This is a genomic window from Martelella alba (assembly GCF_006516955.1).
GTDB classification, from domain to species: Bacteria; Pseudomonadota; Alphaproteobacteria; order Rhizobiales; family Rhizobiaceae; genus Martelella; species Martelella alba.
This window is the reverse complement of record NZ_VHLG01000002.1, coordinates 99,496-124,731: the sequence shown is the minus strand read 5'-3', so window position 1 is coordinate 124,731 and position 25,236 is coordinate 99,496. Positions and strand designations below refer to the sequence as shown.

Annotated in this window: 23 protein-coding genes and 1 riboswitch; of the genes, 9 read left to right on the top strand and 14 right to left on the bottom strand. The window is 59.3% G+C overall.

Annotation, left to right across the window (positions count from 1 at the left end; all coding sequences use genetic code 11):
• Nucleotides 1-26: 26 nt before the first annotated feature.
• On the bottom strand, nucleotides 27-824 hold the full coding sequence (locus FJU08_RS04125; protein WP_210245182.1) for an ABC transporter ATP-binding protein: 798 nt from the start codon (nucleotides 822-824) through the stop codon (nucleotides 27-29).
• 175 nt (nucleotides 825-999) lie between these two features.
• On the opposite strand from FJU08_RS04125, the gene FJU08_RS04120 reads away from it, so the two are divergent.
• Genes FJU08_RS04120 through FJU08_RS04105 form a run of 4 tightly spaced genes read left to right on the top strand, consistent with a single transcriptional unit; the run spans nucleotide 1,000 to nucleotide 5,290 of the window.
• On the top strand, nucleotides 1,000-1,869 hold the full coding sequence (locus tag FJU08_RS04120) for a dimethylarginine dimethylaminohydrolase family protein (RefSeq protein WP_235890573.1): 870 nt from the start codon (nucleotides 1,000-1,002) through the stop codon (nucleotides 1,867-1,869).
• Between the two features lie 3 nt (nucleotides 1,870-1,872).
• Nucleotides 1,873-2,511, top strand: a complete 639-nt coding sequence (locus FJU08_RS04115; RefSeq protein WP_141147716.1) for a TetR/AcrR family transcriptional regulator — start codon at nucleotides 1,873-1,875, stop codon at nucleotides 2,509-2,511.
• Nucleotides 2,512-2,514: 3 nt separating this feature from the next.
• The gene (locus tag FJU08_RS04110; RefSeq protein WP_141147715.1) at nucleotides 2,515-3,708 is read left to right on the top strand and encodes a pyridoxal phosphate-dependent aminotransferase; all 1,194 of its coding nucleotides are present in this window, start codon (nucleotides 2,515-2,517) and stop codon (nucleotides 3,706-3,708) included.
• A 1-nt stretch (nucleotide 3,709) separates the two neighbouring features.
• A complete protein-coding gene (locus FJU08_RS04105; protein ID WP_141147714.1) occupies nucleotides 3,710-5,290 on the top strand; it encodes a 5-guanidino-2-oxopentanoate decarboxylase in 1,581 nt (526 codons plus the stop codon).
• Here FJU08_RS04105 and FJU08_RS04100 read toward each other — a convergent pair.
• The 7 genes from FJU08_RS04100 to fabA all read right to left on the bottom strand — a co-directional run bounded on the left by FJU08_RS04100 (nucleotide 5,278) and on the right by fabA (nucleotide 11,886).
• On the bottom strand, nucleotides 5,278-5,685 hold the full coding sequence (locus FJU08_RS04100) for a carboxymuconolactone decarboxylase family protein (RefSeq protein WP_141147713.1): 408 nt from the start codon (nucleotides 5,683-5,685) through the stop codon (nucleotides 5,278-5,280). The two genes, FJU08_RS04105 and FJU08_RS04100, sit on opposite strands and share 13 nt — an antisense overlap.
• Nucleotides 5,672-6,046 carry a MerR family transcriptional regulator gene (locus FJU08_RS04095; RefSeq protein WP_141147712.1) on the bottom strand — a complete coding sequence of 125 codons (375 nt, stop codon included), beginning with the start codon at nucleotides 6,044-6,046 and terminating at the stop codon, nucleotides 5,672-5,674. The genes FJU08_RS04100 and FJU08_RS04095 overlap by 14 nt, the downstream gene beginning before the upstream one ends.
• A gap of 349 nt (nucleotides 6,047-6,395) precedes the next feature.
• Nucleotides 6,396-7,460, bottom strand: a complete 1,065-nt coding sequence (locus tag FJU08_RS04090) for a porin (protein WP_141147711.1) — start codon at nucleotides 7,458-7,460, stop codon at nucleotides 6,396-6,398.
• Nucleotides 7,461-8,027: 567 nt separating this feature from the next.
• Complete coding sequence (gene kdgT, locus FJU08_RS04085) at nucleotides 8,028-9,032, bottom strand: 2-keto-3-deoxygluconate transporter (protein ID WP_141147710.1); 1,005 nt, start codon at nucleotides 9,030-9,032, stop codon at nucleotides 8,028-8,030.
• A gap of 258 nt (nucleotides 9,033-9,290) precedes the next feature.
• Nucleotides 9,291-10,100 carry an enoyl-ACP reductase FabI gene (gene fabI / locus FJU08_RS04080; protein WP_141147709.1) on the bottom strand — a complete coding sequence of 270 codons (810 nt, stop codon included), beginning with the start codon at nucleotides 10,098-10,100 and terminating at the stop codon, nucleotides 9,291-9,293.
• Between the two features lie 4 nt (nucleotides 10,101-10,104).
• Nucleotides 10,105-11,328 carry a beta-ketoacyl-ACP synthase I gene (gene fabB, locus FJU08_RS04075; RefSeq protein ID WP_141147708.1) on the bottom strand — a complete coding sequence of 408 codons (1,224 nt, stop codon included), beginning with the start codon at nucleotides 11,326-11,328 and terminating at the stop codon, nucleotides 10,105-10,107.
• A 42-nt stretch (nucleotides 11,329-11,370) separates the two neighbouring features.
• Nucleotides 11,371-11,886, bottom strand: a complete 516-nt coding sequence (gene fabA / locus FJU08_RS04070; protein ID WP_141147707.1) for a 3-hydroxyacyl-[acyl-carrier-protein] dehydratase FabA — start codon at nucleotides 11,884-11,886, stop codon at nucleotides 11,371-11,373.
• 307 nt (nucleotides 11,887-12,193) lie between these two features.
• On the opposite strand from fabA, the gene irrA reads away from it, so the two are divergent.
• Nucleotides 12,194-12,616, top strand: a complete 423-nt coding sequence (irrA, locus tag FJU08_RS04065; protein ID WP_141147706.1) for an iron response transcriptional regulator IrrA — start codon at nucleotides 12,194-12,196, stop codon at nucleotides 12,614-12,616.
• A 9-nt stretch (nucleotides 12,617-12,625) separates the two neighbouring features.
• On the opposite strand, the gene FJU08_RS04060 is transcribed toward irrA, so the two are convergent.
• The 4 genes from FJU08_RS04060 to FJU08_RS04045 form a co-directional block, all read right to left on the bottom strand.
• On the bottom strand, nucleotides 12,626-13,423 hold the full coding sequence (locus FJU08_RS04060) for a YdcF family protein (RefSeq protein WP_141147705.1): 798 nt from the start codon (nucleotides 13,421-13,423) through the stop codon (nucleotides 12,626-12,628).
• Nucleotides 13,424-13,468: 45 nt separating this feature from the next.
• The gene (locus FJU08_RS04055; protein WP_141147704.1) at nucleotides 13,469-14,491 is read right to left on the bottom strand and encodes an aldose epimerase family protein; all 1,023 of its coding nucleotides are present in this window, start codon (nucleotides 14,489-14,491) and stop codon (nucleotides 13,469-13,471) included.
• A 65-nt stretch (nucleotides 14,492-14,556) separates the two neighbouring features.
• Nucleotides 14,557-15,498 (bottom strand): homoserine O-acetyltransferase MetA, encoded by a 942-nt coding sequence (gene metA / locus FJU08_RS04050; protein ID WP_141147703.1) that lies wholly within the window; start codon nucleotides 15,496-15,498, stop codon nucleotides 14,557-14,559.
• A gap of 67 nt (nucleotides 15,499-15,565) precedes the next feature.
• Nucleotides 15,566-15,643, bottom strand: a riboswitch (SAM riboswitch).
• A 77-nt stretch (nucleotides 15,644-15,720) separates the two neighbouring features.
• The gene (locus tag FJU08_RS04045; RefSeq protein ID WP_141147702.1) at nucleotides 15,721-16,158 is read right to left on the bottom strand and encodes an NUDIX domain-containing protein; all 438 of its coding nucleotides are present in this window, start codon (nucleotides 16,156-16,158) and stop codon (nucleotides 15,721-15,723) included.
• 224 nt (nucleotides 16,159-16,382) lie between these two features.
• Here FJU08_RS04045 and FJU08_RS04040 point away from each other — a divergent pair, with 224 nt between their 5' ends.
• The 3 genes from FJU08_RS04040 to adhE all read left to right on the top strand — a co-directional run bounded on the left by FJU08_RS04040 (nucleotide 16,383) and on the right by adhE (nucleotide 22,226).
• Nucleotides 16,383-16,592, top strand: coding sequence for a heavy-metal-associated domain-containing protein (locus tag FJU08_RS04040; protein ID WP_141147701.1), 210 nt, complete (start codon nucleotides 16,383-16,385; stop codon nucleotides 16,590-16,592).
• A 43-nt stretch (nucleotides 16,593-16,635) separates the two neighbouring features.
• Entirely contained in the window at nucleotides 16,636-19,113 is a 2,478-nt protein-coding gene (locus tag FJU08_RS04035; RefSeq protein ID WP_141147700.1) for a heavy metal translocating P-type ATPase, read from the top strand.
• A gap of 443 nt (nucleotides 19,114-19,556) precedes the next feature.
• Nucleotides 19,557-22,226: a bifunctional acetaldehyde-CoA/alcohol dehydrogenase gene (adhE, locus tag FJU08_RS04030; RefSeq protein ID WP_141147699.1), complete on the top strand. Its 2,670-nt coding sequence runs from the start codon at nucleotides 19,557-19,559 to the stop codon at nucleotides 22,224-22,226.
• A gap of 108 nt (nucleotides 22,227-22,334) precedes the next feature.
• Here adhE and FJU08_RS04025 read toward each other — a convergent pair whose 3' ends face one another.
• A complete protein-coding gene (locus FJU08_RS04025) occupies nucleotides 22,335-23,195 on the bottom strand; it encodes a C40 family peptidase (RefSeq protein WP_141147698.1) in 861 nt (286 codons plus the stop codon).
• Nucleotides 23,196-23,578: 383 nt separating this feature from the next.
• Between FJU08_RS04025 and FJU08_RS04020 the strand changes: the two genes are divergently transcribed.
• Nucleotides 23,579-24,232, top strand: coding sequence for a tetratricopeptide repeat protein (locus tag FJU08_RS04020; RefSeq protein WP_141147697.1), 654 nt, complete (start codon nucleotides 23,579-23,581; stop codon nucleotides 24,230-24,232).
• Between the two features lie 148 nt (nucleotides 24,233-24,380).
• On the opposite strand, the gene FJU08_RS04015 is transcribed toward FJU08_RS04020, so the two are convergent.
• A complete protein-coding gene (locus FJU08_RS04015; protein ID WP_141147696.1) occupies nucleotides 24,381-24,947 on the bottom strand; it encodes a hypothetical protein in 567 nt (188 codons plus the stop codon).
• Nucleotides 24,948-25,236 lie beyond the last annotated feature (289 nt).

Genomic DNA, 25,236 nt, shown 5'->3' with positions numbered 1-25,236 from the left:
TTCAAAAGATCGCCCGTCATGGGCGTTTACTGAACCGAACTGATGAATTTCTGCAGGCGCTCCGATTTTGGCCGGTCGAACAAATCCTCGGGCGGGCCCTGTTCCTCGATCTGGCCGCCATGGACGAAGACGATCTCGCTGGCAACTTCGCGGGCAAATTTCATCTCATGGGTGACGAGCAGCATGGTGCGGCCTTCTTCAGCCAGATCACGGATGACGGTCAGCACCTCGCCGACCAGTTCCGGGTCAAGTGCAGAGGTCGGTTCGTCAAACAGCATGGCTTCCGGCTGGATCGCCAGTGCCCGGGCAATGGCGGCGCGCTGCTGCTGGCCACCGGACAGAAAGGCGGGATAGGCTTCGCGCTTCTCGTAAAGGCCGACACGTCGCAACAGTACTTCCGCTTCGGCAATCGCTTCGTCACGCTTGCGGCCAAGGACATGGACCGGCACTTCGATGACATTTTGCATCAGCGTCATATGCTGCCACAGATTGAAGCTCTGAAACACCATGGCAAGCCGGGAGCGGATGCGCTGGATCTGCTTGCGGTCCGCTGGCATCAGGCCACCATGGCCATCGGATTTGAGGGCGATTTCTTCGCCATGCACATGAACTGACCCCCTGGTTGGCCATTCCAGCATGTTGATGCAGCGTAAAAGTGTTGATTTACCGGACCCGGATCCGCCGATGATGGCAACCACCGAACCCTGTGCCGCTGAAAGCGAGATCCCTTTTAGAACCTCAAGCTGGCCAAAGGACTTGTGAAGGCCCTCGACCCGCACCGCTTCAGCGGAGGCCTGCTTCGCCTCCGTGGTCATTATCGTCATCTAAAGTCTCTCCAGCCATGGCCGGCAATTGCTGGCCTTGTCATGGTTGCCCTTCGTTCTTGTCTTGGCGCGGTTGTAAAATCATTGCGCGGGATCAATTGATACACTTGCGAAGTTGTTATGCAAGTGTATAACTACTGACACGTCACGCTTAACATTCAGGAGAATTTCGAACATGCAGTTCGGAGCGCAAACCATGGCGCTGCCCGTCAAGCGGGTTATCATGCGCAAGCCAGGCAAAAGCCTTCTTTCCGCCGATCCGGCGGTCTGGCATTACGGGGCAAGTTTCGATGCGGCCCGCGCGATCACGCAGTATGAGCGCTTCGCCGGTCTGGTGGCCGCTTCCGGCGCGGAAATCCTCTGGTACGAAGATGAGGGCGATGGTCTGGCTGATGCCATGTTCACCCATGATCCGTCGCTGGTGTCCGATCATGGTGCGATCCTGCTCAATATGGGCAAGGCATTGCGTCGCGATGAAGTGGCGGGCCATGCGCGCATTTATGAAAAGGCCGGTGTGCCGGTTCTCGGCCGTCTGAGCGGCACGGCGACGGTGGAAGGTGGCGACTGCGTCTGGGTTGATGAAAAAACGCTTGCCATCGGCCGCGGCGTGCGCAGCAATGAGGAGGGCATCGCCCAGATCCGGGCGATGCTGGCGCCCTTCGGTATTTCGGTCCTCGGTTTCGATCTGCCGCTCTGGCAGGGCGAAGAAGCCTGCCTGCATCTGATGAGCGTGATCTCGCCGCTTGCCGACAGGCTGGCCTTGGTCTATGCGCCGCTGCTGCCGGCAGCCTTCTATTTTCTGCTGAAGGAAAAGGGTTACACGCTGGTTGAAGCACCGACCGATGAGTTCATGGCGAGCAACGGGCTGAACCTCAATGTTCTGCCGACACGTCCCGGCCAGGTCATCGCGGTTGCCGGTTTCGACAAGACGAAAGCGGCCATGGAAGCGGCGGGTTGCACGGTTGAAACCTTTGAGGCCGATGCGCTCTGCATTGCCTGCGAAGGCGGGCCGACCTGCCTGACGCGCCCCATCCTCCGGGGCTGAGCGATGAACCGCAAACCCTTTCGACGGGCAACGGATGCCGAGCGCCGGGACGATCTGATCGTCGCGACGCTGGACTGCATCGCCGAAGGGGGACTGGCCAGCGCCACGGTGCGCCAGGTTGCCGAGCGCGCCGGGGTCAGCGGTGGATTGATCCGGCATTATTTTGCCAGCAAGGATCTGCTGCTGCAGGCCGCCTATCGTCGCATCATGGGGCGGATGACGGCGATTGCCTGCGATGCGGCCGAGGATGTTGTGGCACCGAAAGACAAGCTGCGCGCCTTCATCGTCGCCTCGCTGTCGCCGCCCATGATCGATGCCCGCATGCTGGGATTGTGGGCTGCCTTCATTGCCCAGGTCCGGGTGGACCCGGCCATGGAGGAGATCCATCGCCAAGCCTATGTCGAATTCCGCAGCGTCATCGAGACCATTCTGGCCGAAGCCTTTGCGGCGGAAGGCCGCAACGCCGATGCGGCGGAATGCCGGCGCCTGGCCACCCGGATCAATGCCGTTCTGGACGGCTTGTGGCTTGAGGGCTGTCTCGCCCACAGCCTTTTCAATGATGAAGAATTGAAGGAGGCCGGGATCGAATCCGTCGAGGCGATCACCGGTATCGGGCTCAAACAGGATCATGTTAGGGAGTAGATCATGCGCTATGCCGCGATTTCAAAACGCGTAGGCGGGCTTGGCTCGACCAAGTGGGCGATTCATCACAAGGCGCGTGCCCTTGCCCGTGCCGGTGAGGCCGTGATCGAACTCACCGTCGGCGAGCCGGATCTGCCGCCCGACCCCGTGCTTTATACCGCCATGGACAAGGCGCTGGCCGCCGGGCGCACCGGCTATTCCAATGGTCGCGGCGAGCAGCCCTTGCTGGACGCGCTTGCAAGGCGCTACAGCAAACGGTCCGGCCGCCCGGTGGCCCCGGACAATATCTGCTGCTTTCCCGGCACCCAGACCGCCCTTTTCGCCGTCATGCTGACGCTGGTTGAGAGCGGCGATGCGGTTCTGGTCGGTGATCCGCTCTATGCGACCTATGAAGGCATTATCTGCGCGACAGGGGCACGCATGCAGCCAGTGCGTCTTGCCGCCGACAATGGTTTTCACATGACGGCTGAGCAGCTGGAAGCGGCCATCACGCCCGATTGCCGGGCCGTTTTGCTCAATACGCCGCATAACCCCACCGGTGCCGTTCTCTCGGCTGCGGAAATTGTCGCGATCGGTGCCGTTGCCAAAAGGCATGACCTCTGGATCATCGCCGATGAGGTTTATGAGGAGCTTATTTTCGCCGGTCAGTTCGCCTCGCCGCTGGATTTTGCCGATCTGGCCGAGAGGACCGTTGTCACATCCTCGATCTCCAAATCCCACGCCGCGCCGGGTTTCCGCAGCGGCTGGTGCGTCGGGCCGGTGGAATTTTGCGACAGGTTGCTGCCGGTCGCCGAAACCATGCTGTTCGGCAACCAGCCGTTCATCGCCGATGCAACGGCTGAAGCGCTTGAGCATCCGAGTGGTGTTTCGGTGAAGCTGCGGGCGGCTTTTGCCCGTCGTGCAGCCCTGCTTGGTCGTCGCCTCTCAGGCCTGCCGGGTCTTTCCTGCTTCATGCCGGAAGCGGGTATGTTCATGGTGATTGATGTGTCTGCAACCGGGCTTGATGGTGAGGCTTTTGCCCATCAATTGCTTGATGTCGAACGCGTGGCCGTCATGCCGGGTGCTTCCTTCGGGCTGGAGGCCGATGGCTTTATCCGTGTGAGCCTGACGGTCCCGGATGAAATGCTGGAAGAGGCTGCAGACCGGATCGCACGCTTTTCCGGAACGTTTCTGGCTGATCAGCGGGCGGCGGGCTGACATGACGGTAATGACGGTTGGCGAGGCGCTGGTGCGCCTGTTGGAGAGGCGTGGCGTCGAGATTGTGTTCGGCATTCCGGGGGTTCATACGGCTGAGCTCTATCGCGGTCTTGCGCGTTCGTCGATCCGCCATGTGACACCGCGTCATGAACAGGGCGCCGGCTTCATGGCCGATGGCTATGCGCGGGTTACCGGAAAGCCTGGCGTCGCCTTTGTCATTACCGGGCCGGGGCTTTTGAACACGGTCACGGCCATGGCGCAGGCGCGGGCCGATTCCATTCCCATGCTGGTGATTTCCGGTGTCAATCATCGCGCGACGCTTGGTCGGAACATGGGGTGCCTGCATGAATTGCCGGATCAGCGGGCGATGATTGCAAGCTTTGCCCTTCATTCCGAGAGGCTGGAAAATGCCGACCTTTTGCCTGTTGTCGTGGATCGCGCCTTTGCCGTTCTGGGCTCTGGCCGGCCCGGCCCGGTGCATATCGAAATTCCGCTTGATGTGATGGTTGAACCGATCACATTGCTGCCCGAACCGGCGCCGGTCGCACCTTTGCACGCCGTCGATGCGGCAGATCTGGAACAGGCTGCTCAGCTGATGGCAAAGGCGAATGCGCCGGTCATTCTGGCAGGCGGTGGTGCAGCCTTCGCCGATGCGGCGCTTTCGGCGCTTGCCGTCCGGCTTGATGCGCCGGTGATCACCACCACCAATGGGCGGGGGCTCGCGGGGGCGACCGGGTTGGACGTTCCGGCCAGCCCCTCGCTGCCTGCTGTGCGTGAAGCCATCGCCGCCAGCGATCTTGTTATCGCCGTGGGGACCGAATTCGGTCAGACAGATTACGACATGTATGTCGATGGCGGTTTTCCCACCTTGCCGCCGCTCATTCGTGTTGACCGCAGTGCCAGCCAGCTTGCAAGTGGTCCGAAGTCTTCCGTGGCACTGGAAGGCGATGCGGCCGATCTGCTGGATGCGCTTGCAGTGCGCGTTCTGCCGGGACCTGCCGGTGCGGGCAGGGCGCGGGCGGAAAGCCTGCGCAAGGCCGCCCGCAGGGATGTGCCAGCCGCGCTTGATAGCGAGACTGCGCTTCTTTCAGCGCTCTGCGATGCAGTAGGCAGGGCCCGCTTCGTTGGCGATTCGACCCAGCTGGTCTATGCGGGCAATCTCTATTTCGCAGCCAAGGCTCCGCGTCTCTGGTTCAATGCGGCGACGGGGTTTGGTGCTCTCGGCTATGGGCCGGCTGCGGCCATCGGTGCAGCGCTTGGCGATCCTGAAATGCCGGTGATTGCCCTTGTCGGCGATGGCGGGTTACAGTTCTCGCTTGCCGAACTCGCAACGGCGGTGGACGAGAAGGTCGATGTGGTCTTTCTCGTGCATAATAATTTCGGCTATCGCGAGATCGAGACCTTTATGCTGGAGGCTGGCATTGCGCCGGTCGGCGTGAAACCCACGCCGCCGGATATGGAACATGTTGCCAGAGCATACGGGCTTGAATTTGCCCGTGTCAAAACGGCCGATGCGCTCATCAAAGCCGTTGGCGAACGCACCGGCCGCGGGGTTCATCTGGTCGAATATCAGACCGGCTGAGTGCTCGCAGCGTCATGCGCGGCAAAGGCGTCGCGGGCGACGTTGAGGCCGTTGAGCGCAGCCGGAAATCCGGCGTAGACGGCCATCTGCATCAGGATTTCGACGATCTCCTCACGGGCGATGCCGACATTCAGTGCCGCCTGGATATGGACTTTCAGCTGCGGTGCGGCCGTTCCCATGGCGGTGAGGGCAGCGACCGTTGCGATTTCGCGGTCGCGCAGCGAAAGGCCTGGCCGGCTGTAAATGTCACCAAAGGGGAATTCGAGCAGGTAGGTGGCAAAGTCGGGCGCGATATCGGCAAGCCCGTTTACCACGGCTTCACCGGCACTGCCGTCGATTGCTGCCAGAGCCCGGCGGCCGCGTTCCAGCCTGCTTTCCTGTTCACTTGTCGTCATTGGTCGTCCTTTCGCGCATGGTGGCATAGGTCTTGATCTTGTCGTCAAGCGCGTCCAGGGATTGCTGCAGGGACCGGATTTTCGCCGCCACGCTTTCGCGGTGGGCTTCAAGCAGCGCCAGCCGTTCGCCAATCGTAGCATCGCCCTTTTGCCGCCATTCAGCGTAACGCAACATCTCGCTGATGGGCATGCCGGTTTCCTTAAGCCGGTTGAGAAAGGCGATCCAGGTCAGGACGGTTTCGTCATAGTCACGATGGCCCGAGCGGTCGCGCACTGCCGGGGGAAGCAGGCCGATCTGTTCGTAATAGCGGATCGTGTGTACGGAAAGCCCGCAATGGCGGGCGAGGGCTCCAATTTTCATCGCGCTTTCATCCCTGTCGCTTGACGGCATGGAAGCTACGACTTCGAGTGCACTCGAGGTCAAGGGTATGAAATGCGAAAATTTGAAATTTCGGAGAGAACAGCAAAGGCCGGGCACCGGGATGCAGGTAGGAAAGTAAATTCGAAAGCGTGAAGGAGGTCAGTTCCGCTTTCGGGATATTGCAGCCCGATGCCCGACGGATTTGCCGGAACATACCGTCTAACCGTTTGACAGCAGGGGCGCCGGAAGCACCGCAGGGACAGGTGCTGGACGTTGCTGCCGGGACGGCACGGGACGGATACGCGCGGAGAAGCCGGTTGCCCGGCTTCTCCTGATCTTCAGCCTGCGATCAGAAATCGCGCTCGAGACGGAAATATCCGTCCCAGTTGTTCTTGCCGTTGTTCTTCAGCGTGCTGTTGTAGTCCGTGTACTGGACATTCAGCTTGGCCCACAGATTGTCGACGACCTGATATTCGAAGTAGACGCCGCCGCTCCACAGATCCGGGTCGCTGTCGAGGCCGGAAAGGGTATTGTCGGTCTTCAACTTGCTGTACTGGACCTGCGGGGTGATCGTCAGCTTGTCGGTGACATTCATGCGGTAACCACCGGCAACTGCCCATTCCGTGTAGCCGTAATAGTCGCTGCCGTCGTTGATATCCCAGGTTTCGCTGTAAGCGTTTGCGCCGGTGTTGTAGAGAGCGGCAAGCTCAAGCGAGCCGGGACCCATGGCGAAGTTGCTCATCGCACGCAGGCCGGCTTCTTCGTTATAGGTGTCGTAACCGACATCCAACTTGGCGTTGATGCCGCCCATTGCCATGCCGATACGGCCGGCAACGCCGATCTTTGCCGTGTCCGGATCCGCCGTCTTGATGCCGACCATGTCAGGTGTCAGCGCGTCAACAGCAAGACCGCCATAGAAGCCGGAGCCGATGAAGCCATAGCGGATTTCGGTCATCTTGGTGTTGCCGGAAAGACGGTCAACTTCACCCGTCAGGTCTTCATCCCAGTAGGTCTTGAAGTAACCGGCCTGGAAGCCGCCGAGGCCGACATAGGCCTGCGAAAGCTCAACATTGTCGCTGGTGCCGTCGCTGTAGGCATAGGCGTTGATCGCGATCCGGCTGGTCAGGGCGCCAAGCTCGGTGTCGGTCTTTGCCTGAATGTCCAGCTGACCCTTGGAGTAAACGTCCCAGCTGTTATTGTCCTGCGTTTCGACCTGGAAACGGACATAGCCGCCGATATCAAGGCAGGTCTCGGTGCCGGGGATGTAGAAATATCCCTTGCCGAAGGCATCGCAGGCCTCAACGTAATTATTGGTCGCCTGGGGCTCGACAGCAACGATGGCGTCGGCCGCGCGGGCGCCGGATGCAGCCGCAAGAAGGGCGGCCGAAGCGAGCAGTGCGCTTTGCAGTTTCATATATGTCTCCAATTAGCTCAGGCGGAGGAGGGGCTCCCGTCCGTCGCAAGTAAGGTGGGCGGGCAAGAATCTGATGATGCCGTCCGCCGCGGCCTATAAAGCGCCCGATCTGCGGAGAGATGCAATATTGCATGGTTTATTATCGTGGTCTGAAAGGCTCATATTTTCTCAGTGTGACATGAAAACGACACTAATATATTGAAAAATTTAATGAAATAATACTATAGGGCGATCTTAATTGTGACGCAACCTAAGAGATCAATCGATTGACTAAAATATATGTTCGATAATCGTACGAAGTCTGAATTATAATATGCATATAATGCATAGCTTATCTGTAAGATATGCAATCGCAAACATGTTGCGGACATATTGACGATGGCCAGATCGATCTGATTGCGGCTGGAGCACCGGGCGGTGACGGTTCGTCGCCTGACGTTCTAAAGCTATGATCCGGGCTAAATGAGGACGATGCCGGCTGGTCAAGCAAAAATAAGCGGCTCGACTTCTGTCGGGCCGCTTATGTCGTCCTCATTCTGGGGTGAACCGGTCGAAGGGCCGGAAAAATTAGGCCGGGTTGGCCGGTGAGGCGTCGGCGACAAGATCCGCTGCTGCGCCGCCATGCTTCTTCTTCATGTAATTGGCCCACATGCCGGTGAGGATCGGCACCAGAATTGCCGTGATCAGGCACGAGGTCGCAACCAGGGCAGTGGCCGAAGCGGCAGCCGGGGCCAGTTCTGGCACCATGGCCGCGATGATCATCGGGTTGGCGACAGCAGCGCCGGCCGTCGACGAGGCAGCAAGGCCAGCCGTGCCGTTGCCGCCGCCAATGAATTTGTCCGCCAGCATCAGCGGAATGCCGGTGATGATGATGACGATGACGCCAAGCAGAATGCCGCCAAGACCGGTTTGCAGGATGACGTGCAGGTCGATGCCATTACCAAGCGCGAAGCCGAAGAAGGGAATCAGCGTCTGCACACCCTTGCCGAAGAATTCCTTCAGATCGGGATCGAGATTGCCGAGTGCAAAGCCAATCAGGAAGGGCAGGACGGCGCCGACAAAGACATGCGGTTCGAAGCTTGCCACGCCGGCCGAGCCGAGAATGAACATCGAAACCAACGGCCCCGATTCAATCGACATCAGCACGAAGGCGCCAGCCTCTTCCTTGCTGCCATATTGCTGCATGACAGCGGCATAGAGGCCGCCATTGGTCATGTCCATGGCCGAGCAGATGGCAAGCGCCGAAAAGCCGGCGAAAAGCCCGGCCTCAACGCCGCCAATCGGCAGGAAGGTTGCCGCCACGAAGGTTGCGCCCCATGCGACGAGCGCCTTGACGATGACGAGATTGCCCGATTTGCGCAGCACCGTACCCGTTGCACGCAGGCTGATGGTTGCGCCCATGCAGAAGAACCAGACCGACAGGATTGGCACGGTTCCCGAAATGAGACCATTGGTGAATGAGCCGAAATAGGCTCCTGCTCCGGGTGCAAAGGTCTTGCACAGGGCGCCGAGCAGAAGCGGGACAAGCATGAGCCCGCCGGGGATTTTTTCGATTGTTTTCTTGATCTGCATTTTTCCGCTCCCGGAAATGGACCGTTGCGGTCCGCTATTGTTCTGCTTCGCGTTACATGCCTGTTTGGGTTGTTCCTCTATGATTGAGATCAACTGATGACGTCTGGAGCCGAAAACGTTTCAGATTTTCATTTTGTCTGTTCGCAACTGCAGCATTTTTGACGCAATTTGCGTTCCGCTCACTTCGGAAATCGCAAAGAAAAACCGCCGGAACCTGGTTCCGGCGGTCGAAATGCGTTGCATTCTGTCTTGCGTGGATCAGCGCTCGGGTTCGCCGCGCCGCATCATTTCCGGGATCGGCATCGACATGACATTATAGCCATTGTCAACGAAGTGGATTTCGCCGGTCACACCTGCCGAAAGGTCCGACAGGAGGTAGAGCGCCGAGCCGCCGACATCCTCGATCGTGGTAGACCGGCGCAGCGGCGTGTTGCGCTGCTGCCAGGCATAGACGAGGCGGGCATCACCGACGCCAGAACCGGCCAGCGTGCGCACCGGACCGGCCGAGATCGCGTTGACCCGAATACCCTGCGGGCCGTAGTCCGCCGCGAGATAGCGCATCGAAGCCTCAAGACCGGCCTTGGCGACACCCATGACGTTGTAATTCGGCACAACGCGGGTGGAGCCGCCATAGGTCAGGGTCAACATGGAGCCGCCATCCTTCATCAGCACCGCCGCACGCTTGGCGATTTCGGTGAAGGAGAAGCAGGAGATCACCATGGTTCGAACGAAGTTCTCACGTGTCGTGTTGGCGTAAAGCCCCTTCAGCTCGCTCTTGTCGGAAAAACCGATGGCGTGAACGAGGAAATCGATCGAGCCCCAGCGGGTTTTGAGCGCATCAAAGGTCTCATCGACGCTGTCGAGATTTTCGACATCGCAAGGCAGAATGAAGTCGGAACCAGCCTGGGCTGCCAGCGGCGTGACGCGTCGGCCAAGGGCTTCGCCCTGATAGGTGAAGGCAAGTTCGGCGCCCTGTTCATAAAGTGCCTTGGAAATGCCCCAGGCGATAGAATGGTCGTTGGCAACGCCCATGATCAGGCCGCGCTTGCCCTGCATAAGTCCGGTCATATGCTTATCCATTGTAGCGCTGGAAAACCAGCGTGGCGTTGGTGCCGCCGAAGCCGAAGGAATTGGAGAGAACCGTGTCGATCTTTGCGTCATCGATGCGGCTTCTGACGATCGGAACGCCCTCGAATTCTGGATCGAGCGTTTCGATATGCGCACTTTCGCCGATGAAACGTTCCTTCATCATGAGCAGCGCATAAATGCTTTCCTGTGCACCGGCTGCACCGAGAGAGTGACCGGTCAGCGATTTGGTCGACTGGACATGGGGGATCTTGTCGCCGAAGACTTCGCGTATCGCGCCGATCTCCTTGCTGTCGCCCACTTCCGTGGCGGTGCCATGGGTGTTGATATAGTCAATTTCGCCTTCGACCGTGGCGAGCGCCTGGCGCATGCAACGGATCGCACCTTCACCGGAAGGGGCGACCATGTCGTAGCCATCGGAGGTGGCGCCATAGCCGACCAGCTCGCCGTAGATCTTGGCGCCGCGGGCCTTGGCATGTTCCAGCTCTTCCAGAATGACGACACCGGCACCACCGGCAATGACAAAACCGTCACGATCCTTGTCATAGGCGCGTGAGGCCGTGGCAGGGGTTTCATTGAAATGGGTCGACATGGCGCCCATCGCATCGAACAGGTTCGACATGGTCCAGTCGAGATCTTCATGGCCACCGGCAAACATCATGTCCTGCTTGCCCCACTGGATCATCTCTGCAGCATTGCCGATGCAATGCGCCGAGGTCGAGCAGGCCGAGGAAATCGAGTAGTTCACGCCGTGGATCTTGAACCAGGTGGCAAGCGTGGCGGAAGCCGTCGAAGACATGGATTTGGGAACCGCAAAGGGACCGATCCGCTTCGGGCTGGTGTTCTTGCGGGTAATGTCTGCGGCGTCGACCAGCGTGCGTGTCGAGGGGCCGCCCGAGCCCATGATGATGCCGCAGCGCTCATTGGCCTCGTAATCGGCAGGCTCGAGGCCGGCATCGGCAATCGCCTGCTTCATGGCGACGTGATTCCAGGCGCCGCCTTGCGACAGGAAGCGCATGGCGCGGCGATCGACCATATCCGTCATGTCGATCTCGGGCTTGCCCCAGACCTGACACCGGAAACCGTGCTCGGCAAAGTCGGGTGAAAAGGAAATGCCGGATTTTGCCTCGCGCAGCGAAGCTGTTACTTGGGTCGCATCATTGCCGATAGACGACACGATGCCCAAACCTGTGACGACGACACGTCTCATTTTGATTGACCTCTCCTCATATCTCGCGTCAGGCGGGCTGCCTCAGGCAGTCTTGTCCTTGGACAGGCCGACGCGCAGGTCGCTTGCCTGATAGATCGTTTCGCCATCGGCCTTCAGCCAGCCATCGGCTGTGCCGAGAACCAGGCGGCCACGCATGACGCGTTTGAAGTCGATACCATATTCCAGAAGTTTGACCGTGGGGCGAACCATGCCCTTGAATTTCACTTCGCCGGTGGAAAGCGCCATGCCGCGACCTTCCTCACCCAGCCAGCCCAGGAAAAAGCCGGTCAGCTGCCACATGCCGTCCAGTCCCAGGCAGCCCGGCATGATCGGGTTGCCCTGGAAGTGACAGGGGAAATACCAGTCATCGGGGCTTACATCATACTGAGCGCGGATAAAGCCCTTGTCATGGGCGCCGCCGGTTTCCGAAATCTCTGTGATCCGGTGGACCATCAACATGGGTGGCAGCGGCAATTGCGCGTTGCCGGGACCGAAAAGTTCGCCCCGGGCACATTTGAGAAGATCCTCATAATCGAAACGCGACTGTCTTTTTTCCATAAAAACTCTGCTTCCCTTCGTTCGGCGAAGGTTTCTCGTTCGCTTGTACAAGATAAGGGGAAAACACGTTGCGACACTGCACGCAAGCGCTTCCTGCCCAAAATCTCAGAAACCGTCACCAGATCGGTCCACCCGACCGCATACAGGAAGCGATTGCCTGCCGCCAGAGCGAATCCGTATTCGCACCGTATTTGGCGTCTAATTTCCGCCATCGCAAGGGTGTGACTATTGAAAGCGATTCTCAATCCGGTTATATGCTGATGGTAATTGGCTTTTGTTAGCGTATAGGTTTCTTGAATTGACGAAAGTGTCGGTTGCAATTGAACATCGCCTGTCCGAGGACAGGCTCAGGGCGTGCGGGCTCCGGCCGACACGTCAACGTGTTGCGCTGGCCGATCTGCTTTTCGCCAAGGGTGACCGGCATGTGACCGTCGAGGAACTGCATGGCGAGGCCCTGGGCGCCGGGTTCCCGATTTCGCTCGCCACGGTCTACAATACGCTGCATCAGTTTACAGATGCGGGCATGATTCGCGTGCTTGCTGTCGAGGGTGCGAAAACCTATTTCGATACCAATACCTCCGATCACCATCATTTCTTCATTGAAGGTGACAATGAGGTGATCGACATTCCCAATAGCGGTCTGTCGCTGGAGCAATTGCCCAAGCCGCCGGAGGGCATGGAAATAGCCCATGTCGATATTGTTGTCCGGCTACGCCAGAAGCGTAGCTGAAGCGCTGCGTCACGATCTTGCTGACGGCAGAAATGTCTTCGTTCGTCCCATCATCCGATAAGACAGCAGGCCGAACCATTCACGGATCGCCGTGCTGGTGATGTCCGCATTGGATGACGGGCGGTCGAGGCTCAGGCCAAACCGCTCATCACCACGGGTGCGAAAATCCGTTGGCCATGGCAGAACCGCGATGCCCTGCCGCGCAAAAAGCGACATGGCGCGCGGCATGTGATAGGCTGAGGTTATCAGCAGAAGATCGCCACGGAACCCTGTTTGCCGCAGCAATTTGCCGGTAAAGGCGGCATTTTCAGCCGTATTGCGGGATGCTGGCTCTTCAAGCAGGTTGTTCTCATCAACGCCAAGAGCGGCAAACAGCCGGAGCGCGGGAGCCGTCTCGCCTTCTGTGGCGCGGCCGATGGCATTGTCGCCGCCCGAGACCACAATTTTCATCGCCGGATAGAGCCGCGACAGCCGCACCGCCTCGATATAGCGCTCGCCCGCACGGGTCAACGCATAGCCGCCGCGTGCGGCCGAAAGGCTGGTATTGATGCCGCCGCCGAGAATGATGGCGGCCGCAGGGGGCTGGTCAAGTGTCGGGCGGCTGAAGCGCCTTTCCAGCACCAGCATGGCCATGGTGCCGGCATTGGTAAATAATGTCACTGTCAGGATGAGTGCCGCGAGCCCGCCGAAAAGGCCGGACAGCACGCTGCTCCCCGCTGCAAGAGCGAGGAGTGAGAAAAGCATCAGAAGCAGGCTCATGACCAGCGGCTGAATGGCAATCCAGAACAGTTTGGAAAAGACAAACATCGCCGCCTTCTTTCGATAACGCACCTAAAGCGGCAGCGTTCAGGGTTACGCCTTCTCGAAGATGTAATCAGTATCCTGCACCAGTTTCTCGCCGGGGCGAAGCACGGCATTGGGGAAGCCCGGATGGTTGATGGCGTCGGGCCAGACCTGGGTTTCCAGGCAGAAACCGGCATAGGGGCCATAGGGCTTGTCCGCAAGGCCGGGGGCCGGGTCGCCGACATGCACACCGGCATAGAACTGCACGCCTGCCTCCGTGGTCGCAACGGAGAGGCGGATACCGGATGCGGGCGAGAAGGCTTCAACCACCTTGCGCTTGGCGACACGTTCGGCTGACAGGCAGAAATTGCTGTCATAGGGCACCTGCAGCCCGTCTGCACCAAGCTGGCCGATCGTTTTCGGTGTACGGAAATCGAATTCGGTGTCTTCGACCGGGCGCAATTCACCGGTCGGGATCAGCTTGTCGTCGGTTGGCAGGTAATGTTCCGCGGCGATCATCAGTTCATGGTTGAAAATCGTGTCTTCACCGGAAAGGTTGAAATAGGAATGGTTGCAGAGATTGGCGAGCGTCGGCCTGTCGGTCTCGGCCTCGTAGATCACCGAAAGCGTGCCATTGCCGGATAGCGCATAGCGGGCGCGGATCACCGTATTGCCGGGATAGCCGCCGCGGCCTTCCGGATCGGTGATGACGAGGGTGACATGATCCTCGGCGATCTCCTCGAATTCCCACATGCTGACGGCGGTATTGTTGAAACCGCCATGCAGATGGCTGATGCCATTCTCGTTCAGATCAAGCTGGTAACCGATGCCATCGAGGGTGAAGACGCCGTTGCCGATACGGTTGGAGCAGCGTCCGGGCGTTGCGCCGAAAAAGGGAGAATGGGCCGGATAGGGTTCAAAGGTCGGGTAACCGAGCACCAGCGGTGCATCATGGCCGTCCAGTCTGAGATCCTGGATGACAGCGCCCCAGTTGATGATCTTGGCGGTCAGTCCGCCGCCTTTGATCGTGACGCGGTAAACCGTTTCTCCCGTCTCCGTCGTTCCGAAGACTTCCTGTTCCGGCTGAGCCATGGTGCTCACTCCTCCAATGCGAATTCAAATCGATTTGTGTGGCGCGGATTGTGCGCCGGAAGCCTTCAGCCCGCAAGCGGGGCCTGACGTTCCTGACCGATTTCTTCGAGCAGATAGGGGGTGGTCTGGTAGATCTCGTTGATCCAGTTGCCAAACAGCAAATGTGCGTGCGAGCGCCAGCGGTTGAGCGGTGCACGTGTGTCATCATTACCGGGGAAATAATTGAACGGCAGGTCGATCGGCACCTCGGCGGCGACGTCGCGGAAATACTCATCCGCCAGCGATGAGGAGTCATATTCCACATGGTTGAACATGTAGAGACGATTGGCGAATTCCTCATGGGCAAGACACACGCCGACCTCATCAGATTCCATCAGGATCTCGATACTGCCGGCTTTTTCGATGTCGGTGCGGCGCACTTCGGTCCAGCGGGAGACCGGGATCTGGAAATCATCGGAGAAGCCGTTGAGATAGATCGAGGCTGGCTTCAGGTTGCGGTGGCGGAAGACGCCGAAGGCCTTCTTGTCGAGAAGATGTTTCGGCACACCATGGAAATGATAGATGGCGGCCATCGCGCCCCAGCAGATATTCATCGTCGAATGGACGTTGGTGGTGGTCCAGTCGAGGATCTGCTTCAGTTCATCCCAATAGGTGACCTCTTCAAAATCGAGAGTTTCCACCGGGGCACCGGTGATGATGAAGCCATCGAACTTGCGGTCGCTGATCTCTTCCCAGGTGTTGTAGAAGTTCAGCAGATGCTCGATCGGTGTGTTCTTGGCCTGGTGGCCGCCGATGCGCACCAGCGTCAGTTCTACCTGCAGCGGCGAAGCGCCGAGCAGCCGGGCGATCTGCAGCTCGGTCTTTATCTTGTTCGGCATGAGATTGAGAAGCGCGATCTGCAGCGGGCGGATATCCTGCCGCGCGGCAACGGTTTCCGTCTTGACCCGCACACCTTCGGCAACAAGCGTCTCATAGGCGGGCAGCGCATCGGGAATCTTGATAGGCATCGTCTTCACCATCCCAAACAAAAACCGGCCGCAGGCAGATCGCTGGCCGGTCGCAAGGGGCAAAGAAATATGACACCCGGCGGCCCTTTAGCGACTTGTTTAACGTGGCTGCAAGCCGGCCGGCCAAATCACCACAGGAAAGCGCTATTTAGCGCTGGAACTGCCGGACGTCAATCTTGTTGTCCTTGGGTGCGCAAGGCAACGGCTTTCATGTGTTCTGCTTTAGGCGAAAACCGATTGCAGTGACGGCCAGAAAAGCGGGGCATCCATGGCAAGACCAATCTGTGCCCGGGCTTCCTTCCACGGCAGGAAGAACAGGCGAAAGCGGATCGGCGGACTTCCGTCGAAAGCATGGTTTTCGAAGTGGATCCATTCGTGCTGCTGCGGGCTGCCAAGCGTGACGGAGAAGACATGACGGCGGTGGTGGTGCTTTTGACCGTCTCTGTCCCAGTGAACGGACAGATAGGATCCGTGACTTTGCCACACCGCCGCCCCGCTGAGCCCCGTTTCCTCGTAGAATTCGCGTTGGGCACCCGTCAGTGCATCTTCGCCGGGCTCCAGCGTCCCACCGGGCACCTGCATGGGCACGAACGGAAAATCGGGTTCGTCGAAGACCAGAAGTCTGTCGCCGAGCACTGCATAGATCAGAACCTTGTTCATCCGTTCACCCCAGACGGGAGGGTCGTCGAGGCGGCAAAGGCGATCCAGAGATTGAGGTCCATGTCATTCCTCCTGCAGGCTGGTCCGGTCTGCAGCAAAGACAGCGCGGTTGCCTCAGGGCAAGTGGCAATTGGCCTTGCTGCGCGAAAAATCGAGAAAGCCTCTTGACCTTCCAGTCACTGGAAGCCCCATCTTCAGATCATCTCAAGACGGGAGTATCAAATATGACTGAGAAAATGACTTTGTCCATCGATGGCATGGGCTGCAGCAAGTGCGTTGAGAAGGTCGAGAAGGCGCTCAGCGCCATCGACGGCATTTCCGGCGTCAGCGTCAACCTGGAAGGCAAGTCGGCAAGCTTTGAGCTTGCAAGCCCCGCCAGTCGTGATCAGGCGGTCGAGGCGGTGGAAGATTCGGGCTACGACGTGGTCGGCTGAGCCGTCCGCGCCGCCCGCAGAGAACCAGCCAAGGAGCGTTTTCATGGAACAGGCAGTTCAAAAGCCTGCCAGCCGCAGCAGGCTTACACTTCACCTTCCCGTATCCGGCATGACCTGCGCGTCCTGTGTCCGGAGCGTGGAACGTGTGGTCGGCAAGGTCGAGGGCGTGGAAACGGTTTCCGTCAATCTGGCGACCGAGGCCGCCGATGTCGCGCTTTCAGATCCTTCGGCGCGTGAACGCGTCGTTGCCGCGATCGAAAAGGCCGGCTACGGCGTGCCGCGTCGCGAATTCGAGATCGGCGTTTCCGGCATGCATTGCGCATCCTGTGTCAAAAGCACCGAACGGGCGCTGATGAAAGTGCCGGGCGTGATGGCCGCCAATGTCAATCTGGCGACCGAGCGGGCACAGGTCTCAGCCGTTGCCACGGTGGCACTCGATGATATCGAGGCCGCGATTGAAAAAGCCGGCTTCGAGCCGCATCGGATCGGCAATGTTCAAGATGCTGCCGCCGCACAGGATGAGGCCCGCGAGGCCGAGCGCAAGGCGCTAAAGCGTGATCTTGGCATTGCTGCCATCTTCACCCTGCCGCTTTTCGTTCTGGAAATGGGGTCGCATCTCGTTCCCGGCCTCGGCCATCAGCTGATGACCTCGGTCGGGACCTTTCCGCTGCATCTCTTCTATTTCGTGCTGGCAACCATCGTTCAGTTCGGCCCCGGCCGGCGTTTCTACGTCCATGGCATCGCCTCCTTCCGCAGGCTGTCGCCGGACATGAACGCGCTGGTGATGCTGGGCTCCAGTGCGGCCTGGCTCTATTCCACGGTGGCGACCTTTGCGCCGCAGATCTTTCCTGAAGGCTCGGCCCAGGTCTATTTCGAATCCTCCGCCGTCATCGTGACGCTGATCCTGGCTGGCAGGTTCATGGAGGCCAAGGCCAAGGGGCGCACCTCGGCGGCAATCCGCCATCTGATGGGTCTGCAGCCGAAAACCGCGCGTGTCAGACGGGGCGAAGGCGAGGTCGATCTGCCGATCGGTGAACTGAAGAAGGGTGATGTCGTCATCGTTCGTCCCGGCGAGCGGATCGCCGTTGATGGTGTCGTGGCCTCGGGTTCATCCTATGTTGACGAGGCGATGATTTCCGGCGAGCCGGTCCCCGTCGAAAAGAAGGACGGCGATGCCGTGACCGGCGGCACGATTAACAAGACCGGCAGTTTTACATTCCGCGCCACCGCTGTCGGTTCCGACACGGTTCTGGCGCGGATCGTCAAGATGGTTGAAACGGCGCAAGGGGCAAAGCTGCCGATCCAGGCCATGGTTGACCGGGTGACCGCCGTCTTCGTGCCCGCGGTGCTGACGGCCGCCTTCATCACCTTCCTGATTTGGCTATTTGTCGGTCCGTCGCCAGCACTCACCTTTGCCGTGATCAATGCGGTGGCCGTTCTGATCATCGCCTGTCCCTGTGCCATGGGGCTTGCAACGCCAACCTCGATCATGGTCGGAACCGGCCGGGCCGCAGAGATCGGCGTGCTGTTCCGCAATGGCGCAGCGCTCCAGCAATTGCGTGATACCGCGCTGGTCGCCTTCGACAAGACCGGGACACTGACCGAGGGCCGCCCCGAGGTGACCGATATTCTGCTGCGCGAAGGCGGTGACCATGATGCGCTGCTGAGGTTCGCCGCCGCGGCTGAAGCCGGGTCGGAGCACCCGCTTGCTGAAGCGATTATCGCAGCTGCCAGGCAGAAGGGGCTTGCAGTTCCGGCCGCCAGCGCGTTTGAAGCCCTGCCGGGGCAGGGGCTGACGGCGACCATTGATGGCAGCAAGGTTGCAATCGGCGCCAGGCGTTTGATGGGCTCGCTCGCTATCGATACGGCCGCGCTGGATGCCGGGGCTGAAAAGCTTTCGAAACAGGCCCGCTCGCTGATCTACGTCGCGGTTGAAGGAAGGCTTGAGGGTGTGATCGGCGTTGCCGACCCGGTCAAGCCTTCAGCCCGCGACGCCATTGCCGCCCTGCATCATGCAGGGCTGAAAACGGCGATGATTTCCGGCGACAATGAAAAGACGGTGCGTGCGATCGCGGCAGACGTCGGCATCGACACGGTTATTGCCGACGTCATGCCGGACGGCAAGGTCAAGGCGCTGGAGGCGTTGCGGACCCAATTCGGCCCCGTTGCCTTTGCCGGGGACGGCATCAATGATGCCCCGGCACTGGCCTCGGCCGATATCGGCATTGCCGTCGGTACCGGAACGGACATTGCCATTGAAACGGCGGATGTGGTGCTGATGGCGGGCGATCTCGGCGGTGTCGTTTCTGCCGTCCGCCTGTCGCGGGCAGTGATGCGCAATATCGCGCAAAACCTGTTCTGGGCCTTCGCCTATAATGTCGTGCTCATTCCGGTTGCCGCTGGCATTCTCTATCCGGTCAACGGCACGCTGCTGTCGCCAATGCTGGCCGCCGCCGCCATGGGGCTTTCCAGCGTCTTCGTCCTGACCAACGCGCTGCGGTTGAAGCGCTTCCGGAGCTGAGATAATTCGAAAGCAGGATTACCAGGCCCGGCTGACAGTTCAGCCGGGCTTGTTTGGATTTGTCTGACTTGGGGCTTGTAGTCTATTTTCTTTGCGTTAACCTTGTCGCATGCGGTCTCGGGGGCGTTTTGTGATGTTGAAAACCGCATTTCATGAAATTGACAAAAGAAAATTCCGGGAACGGAAAGAAAAGCGCCGGCCGGTTGATCCCGATCAAAAGAGCGTGGTTTAAAACGATTTATATCTGCGTCCGGTGAGACGGAAGGTCTTCATCGGTCCGGGTAGAACGGGCAGGGTGCCTGTCGCATAGGTGCCAAAAAGACCCTGTATCGGAAGTGAAGATTTGAACGTGATGAGGTCGGATTCCCAAGACCGGCTTCAGCTATCCGCCACAAGATCTAGAAGCCATTGTCGTAATGGCGTTGAAGCGCAGGAGAGAACCCATGCCGGCCATCAGCACGACCGAACTTGACCAGCTTGTTGCCCGGACCAAGGCGGCGCAACAGAAGTATGCCAATTACACCCAGGAACAGGTTGATTACATCTTCCGCTGCGCGGCCCTTGCGGCCGCAGACGCCCGCATTCCGCTCGCCCGCATGGCGGTCGAGGAAACGGGAATGGGTGTGATGGAGGACAAGGTTGTCAAGAACCACTTTGCCTCGGAATATATTTACAACAAGTACAAGGATGAGAAGACCTGCGGCGTGCTCTCGGAAGAGCCCGAATATGGCATTCTCACCCTTGCAGAACCCGTCGGGCTGATCTGCGCGATCGTGCCGACCACCAACCCGACCTCGACGGCGATCTTCAAGGCGCTGATTTCGCTGAAGACCCGCAATGGCGTGATCTTCTCGCCGCATCCGCGTGCCCGTCACTCGACCTGCCAGGCCGCCCGCGTCGTGCTTGAAGCCGCGGTGAAGGCCGGTGCGCCGAAGGACATCATCAGCTGGATCGATGAGCCGACCGTTGAGCTGTCAAACGCCCTGATGCATCACCCCGACATCAACCTGATCCTGGCCACCGGCGGTCCCGGCATGGTCAAGGCTGCCTATTCGTCGGGCAAGCCGGCGATCGGCGTCGGTGCTGGCAACACGCCGGCCGTGATCGACGAATTCGCCGATATCAAGCGCGCCGTCGCCTCGATCCTGATGTCGAAGACCTTCGACAATGGCGTGATTTGCGCCTCGGAACAGTCGGTTGTCGTCGTCGACAAGGTCTATGATGCCGTGCGTGAGCGCTTCATCAGCCATGGCGGCTACATCCTGTCGGGCAATGAAGCCGGTGCCGTACGCGACATCATCATGAAGAAGAACGGCGCGCTCAATGCCGATATCGTCGGCCAGTCGGCCGCCAAGATCGCCAAGATGGCCGGCATCGACGTTCCGCCGCGCACCAAGGTGCTGATCGCCGAAGTGGAAGATGTGAGCGACGAGGAAGTCTTCGCCCATGAAAAGCTTTCGCCGACGCTTGCCATGTACCGCGCCAAGAATTTCGAAAAGGCCTGCCAGACGGCAGCCGATCTGGTCGCCCTTGGCGGTATCGGTCACACCTCGGTGCTCTACACCGATCAGGATCTGCAGCAGGGCCGTGTCAGCACCTTCGGCGAAAAGATGAAGACCGCCCGTGTGCTGATCAACTCGCCCGCCTCGCAGGGCGGTATCGGCGACCTCTACAACTTCCGCCTGGCGCCGTCGCTGACGCTTGGCTGCGGTTCGTGGGGCGGCAACTCGATCTCGGAAAATGTCGGCCCGCAGCACCTGATCAACAAGAAAACGGTCGCCAAGAGGGCTGAAAACATGCTGTGGCACAAGCTTCCGCCGGAAATCTACTTCCGCCGTGGTGCGCTTCCCTTCGCACTGGAAGAGCTCAAGGGCAAGAAGCGTTGCCTGATCGTTACCGACCGCTTCCTGTTCGAAAACGGCTATATCAACGAAACCGTCACGGTCCTGAAGGGCCTCGGTATTGAAGTCGAAACCTTCTTCGACGTTCAGGCCGATCCGACGCTGGCTGTGGTCCGCAAGGGCTGGGAACTGGCCCGCTCGTTCGAGCCGGACATCATCCTTGCCCAGGGTGGCGGTTCGCCGATGGATGCCGCCAAGATCATGTGGGTGATGTATGAACATCCCGAAGTCGAGTTTGCCGATCTGGCACTGCGCTTCATGGATATTCGCAAGCGCATCTACAAGTTCCCCAAGCTCGGCGTGAAGGCCAAGTTCGTTGCCATCCCGACCACCTCGGGCACCGGTTCGGAAGTGACGCCATTTGCCGTTGTTACTGATGAACAGACCGGCGTGAAGTATCCGATCGCTGATTACGAGCTGACGCCGAACATGGCGATCATCGATGCCGATCTCGTCATGCATATGCCGAAGTCGCTGACCGCTTTCGGCGGTATCGATGCCGTGACGCACGCTTTGGAAGCTTATGTCTCGGTCATGGCCAATGAATATTCGGATGGCCAGGCATTGCAGGCGCTGAAGCTTCTGAAGGAATATCTGCCTTCGGCCTACAAGAATGGTGCCAGTGATCCCAAGGCCCGTGAACAGGTTCACAATGGCGCAACCCTTGCCGGTATCGCCTTTGCCAATGCCTTCCTCGGCGTCTCGCACTCGATGGCCCACAAGATCGGCGCGGAATTCCACCTCGCTCACGGTCTGGCCAATGGCCTGCTGATTGCCAATGTCATTCGCTACAATGCGGTCGATAACCCGACGAAGCAGACGGCCTTCAGCCAGTATGACCGTCCGAAGGCGCTGTGCCGCTATGCCGAGGTTGCCCGCCATCTGGGTCTCGGCGGCAAGACGGATGAACAGTCGGTCGAGAACCTGATCAACTGGGTTGAGGAATTGAAGAAGGACATCGATATTCCGGCTTCGATCCAGGCTGCTGGTGTGCCGGAAGCCGATTTCCTCGACAAGGTCGATCATGTCTCGGATCAGGCTTTTGACGATCAGTGCACGGGCAGCAATCCGCGCTACCCGCTGATCTCGGAAATCCGTCAGGTCCTGCTGGACAGCTATTATGGCCGAGCCTACCAGGAAGGCGTTGCCTATGAGGAGCCCAAGGGGGCGGAAGAAAACGGGGCTGTTGTGTCGCTGAAGGCGCGCAAGTAAAGCCGACCGCTACCTTCTAAAAGGCCATGCGCCGCGCAGCAGATATGATGCGCGGCGCATTTTCATTTGAATTGTCCCGAACGCGCGGTCCGGGCCGCTTAAGCCGGATCAGACAAAAGCGGCCGGGCGCAGCCAGCTGGTCGGCCGGCCGTAATGGCGGGCGATGCGGGTGACTGCTTCGTCAAGCGGCTCGCGATTGACGCGCATGGTGGCGCCATTGGCGTGAATCATGATTTTTTCATCTTCCATCATGCCGACATGGCCCTTCCAGAAGACGAGGTCGCCGCGTTTCAGTGCCTTGCGGGTCAATGGCTCGCCATCCATCAGTTCCTGCATGTCGCTGTCGCGCGGCACCGTGTAGCCGGCCAGCATCATCGACAGCTGTACCAGGCCGGAACAGTCGATGCCAAGGCCTGAGCGTCCGCCCCAAAGATAAGGCGTTTCAATCAGCCGGATTGCGGTTTTTACCGGGTCAGGCTCGATCACGGTATCGACCGGATGGCAATGATCGGCAAAGACGGCAGTGCCATCCGAACAGGTCAGATAGCGGGCGCCGCGTGTTTCCGTCTCTCCGGTGAAGACGAGGCGGCAGCCCATCGACAGTGCGCTGACCGGGCCGGTGCGCAGATCGGCTTCCGGGTAGAGGAAGCTGCGCGGGGCGCTGACAATATGCGTCACGGCCGGCTCGCGCAGCGAAAGCATGGTCGCGGGCAGATAGCCGACATAGGAATCGAAGCGGGCCTGCACCCAGGCCCAGCCTTCATTCTGCTCAAAGACATCCACCGTTTCGCCAAGCAGAAGCTGTGTATCGATCCCGGCATTGGCTCTGGGTTCGGGACGCAATGGCGCGACAGGCACGATCACCTGTGCCTTTTCCGGCGATACGAAGCGTTGAGCCCTGATCAACCCCGACAATCTGCTGTCGGCAAGGTCGTTACGAAAGGCATGCAGGCGCCGGTCAAGTTCCATGAATTGAGCACTCCGGGATCCGATTATTGTCCGCAGAACCTAGGCCTGCGGCAGGTGAGGATGGGGTCGACATGTTTTTTTCGAAATCCGTGCACCGTTCTGGTTGCATCAAAATTTGTCCGTCAACTCAGGTTATTGGCATCCATGCGTCTTTTCCGTCTGGCATGATCCTGCGACAGTGCGGCAAGGTCGACTGGATGTGATTCTATGCTTATCACGAGAAAAACACGCTTTGGGGAGAAAATAGATTGGCTGTCATCAGACGTAACTTTGGAATTGCGGCCTGTGCCTTGGGATGCCTGCTAACGGCTGTTTCCGGCTGCGCAAGCTCCCGCGGGTATCGGGTTTCGTCCCCGGTGGCTGGCCCGGTCGATGAAATTGCCATGATGTCGCCTTCACAACTGGCGCAGATCAGTCCGCGTCTGGTCAAGAATTATCAGGTGTCGCCGGGCAATCTGGCCAGTGGTATTGCCTATGCCGAATATCTTAAGGCGACCGGGCAGTATCAACAGGCCGAAACCGTTATGCAGGATGTGGTAAAGCGCAATCCGCGATCGGTTGCTGCGCAGGTCTATCTATCGCAAGCCCAGGCCGCCTTGGGCCACTATCCCGATGCATTGCGCAGTGCACGCAACGCCATCAGGCTTGATTCGGGTGAATGGCGTGGTTTCAATCAGGAAGGCCTCGTGCTGGATCAGCTCGGCCAGCCGCTTGATGCGCGGATGCGTTATCGTCAGGCGCTTGAACTGTCCCCCGGCAACCCGGTGGTTCTAACCGATATGGCCACGTCCTACGTGCTGACGCATGATCTCGATACGGCAGAAGATTATCTGCGCCAGGCTGTTTCCCGGCCCGACGCCCAGCCGGAGGTGCGAAGCGATCTGGCAATCGTCGTTGCGCTGAAGGGCGATCGCTCCGAGGCCGAGCGGATTGCAACCACCGGCGTTTCGGCCGATCAGGCGCGGCGCAATCTTGCAGCCCTCGCCGCCGCCATGGCACCGGGCGGTGCCTGGCAGCAATATGCCGCGGACAGTTAGCAGTTCCGGCATTTGCTCTGTTCGGGGTGGCGTGTGGTGGTCAGGCCAGTCATGCGCCGAAAGCAACTAAGCGAAGTTTACCGGCTGATTTCGGCAGGTCGGACGCTCATCTCGTCACGTTATGCGTGAATGAGGGCTTTGGTTGAACTCAGTGAGCCCGCAGATAAGTCAAACCGCAGCCAACAAGAGCCAGACCCAGAAAAAAGACCGGGAGGCGCAGTAACCGCCAGCAGCTCTGCCATTTTCGAGGGGGCGCGGAAAGGGCACTCTCTGTGGCGCAGGGGGCGTTTGGAGACAGGGGGCGGCCAGCCAGCGCCGCCAGCCTCTGATCCGGGGAGAGCAGGGCCATGATCCGGGTCAGATCGTTCCCTTCGGCATGTTCGAGCGCGGCGAATAATACGGTATCGCGCAGGCCGGCGTTCTGCTGAACCAAATCGTCCTCCGCGATCGCTTTCAGCAGTGATGATCTACCCGCAGATGGGGTCGCCATTATGGTGTTGGCAAGCAGGGCCTTCCTGCGCCAGAATGACGCCGTCCTCAACTGCGCCACCAGGGCTTCGGGATCTTCGGTGGAAATCGCCGGATCGGCGGCTTTCGCGCCGCTTCGATGGCTGTGCCTGATGTGGCGCCATTTGCGTGCCTCGGACCTTGTTTCAGGGCACGTTGGGCTAAGCTGGCCAGGATCCTGTTCCACGGTGGTGCGGTTGTTTGTCATCAGGTCATCACAGGATAGCGGAACGATTTGATGGAGCGATACCAGTCGATATCTGACTTCAGGCTGATTATATGGTGGCAACCTAAGCAAGATTTAATCAATTGGCCACATCATCTTTGACGTGAAATCTGTCAAAAATAGGTTTGGTCATTTTCCGTCGGCTATATAATCGGACTATATTAGTCTCTACGGCGGGCCCTGTGCTTTCGGGGCGGGCGATTGACAGCGCGGTTGTTCGAAATTGACCGCGCAGGCTCAGGGCATCGTGCTGCTGATCGCGCGAAGGTGG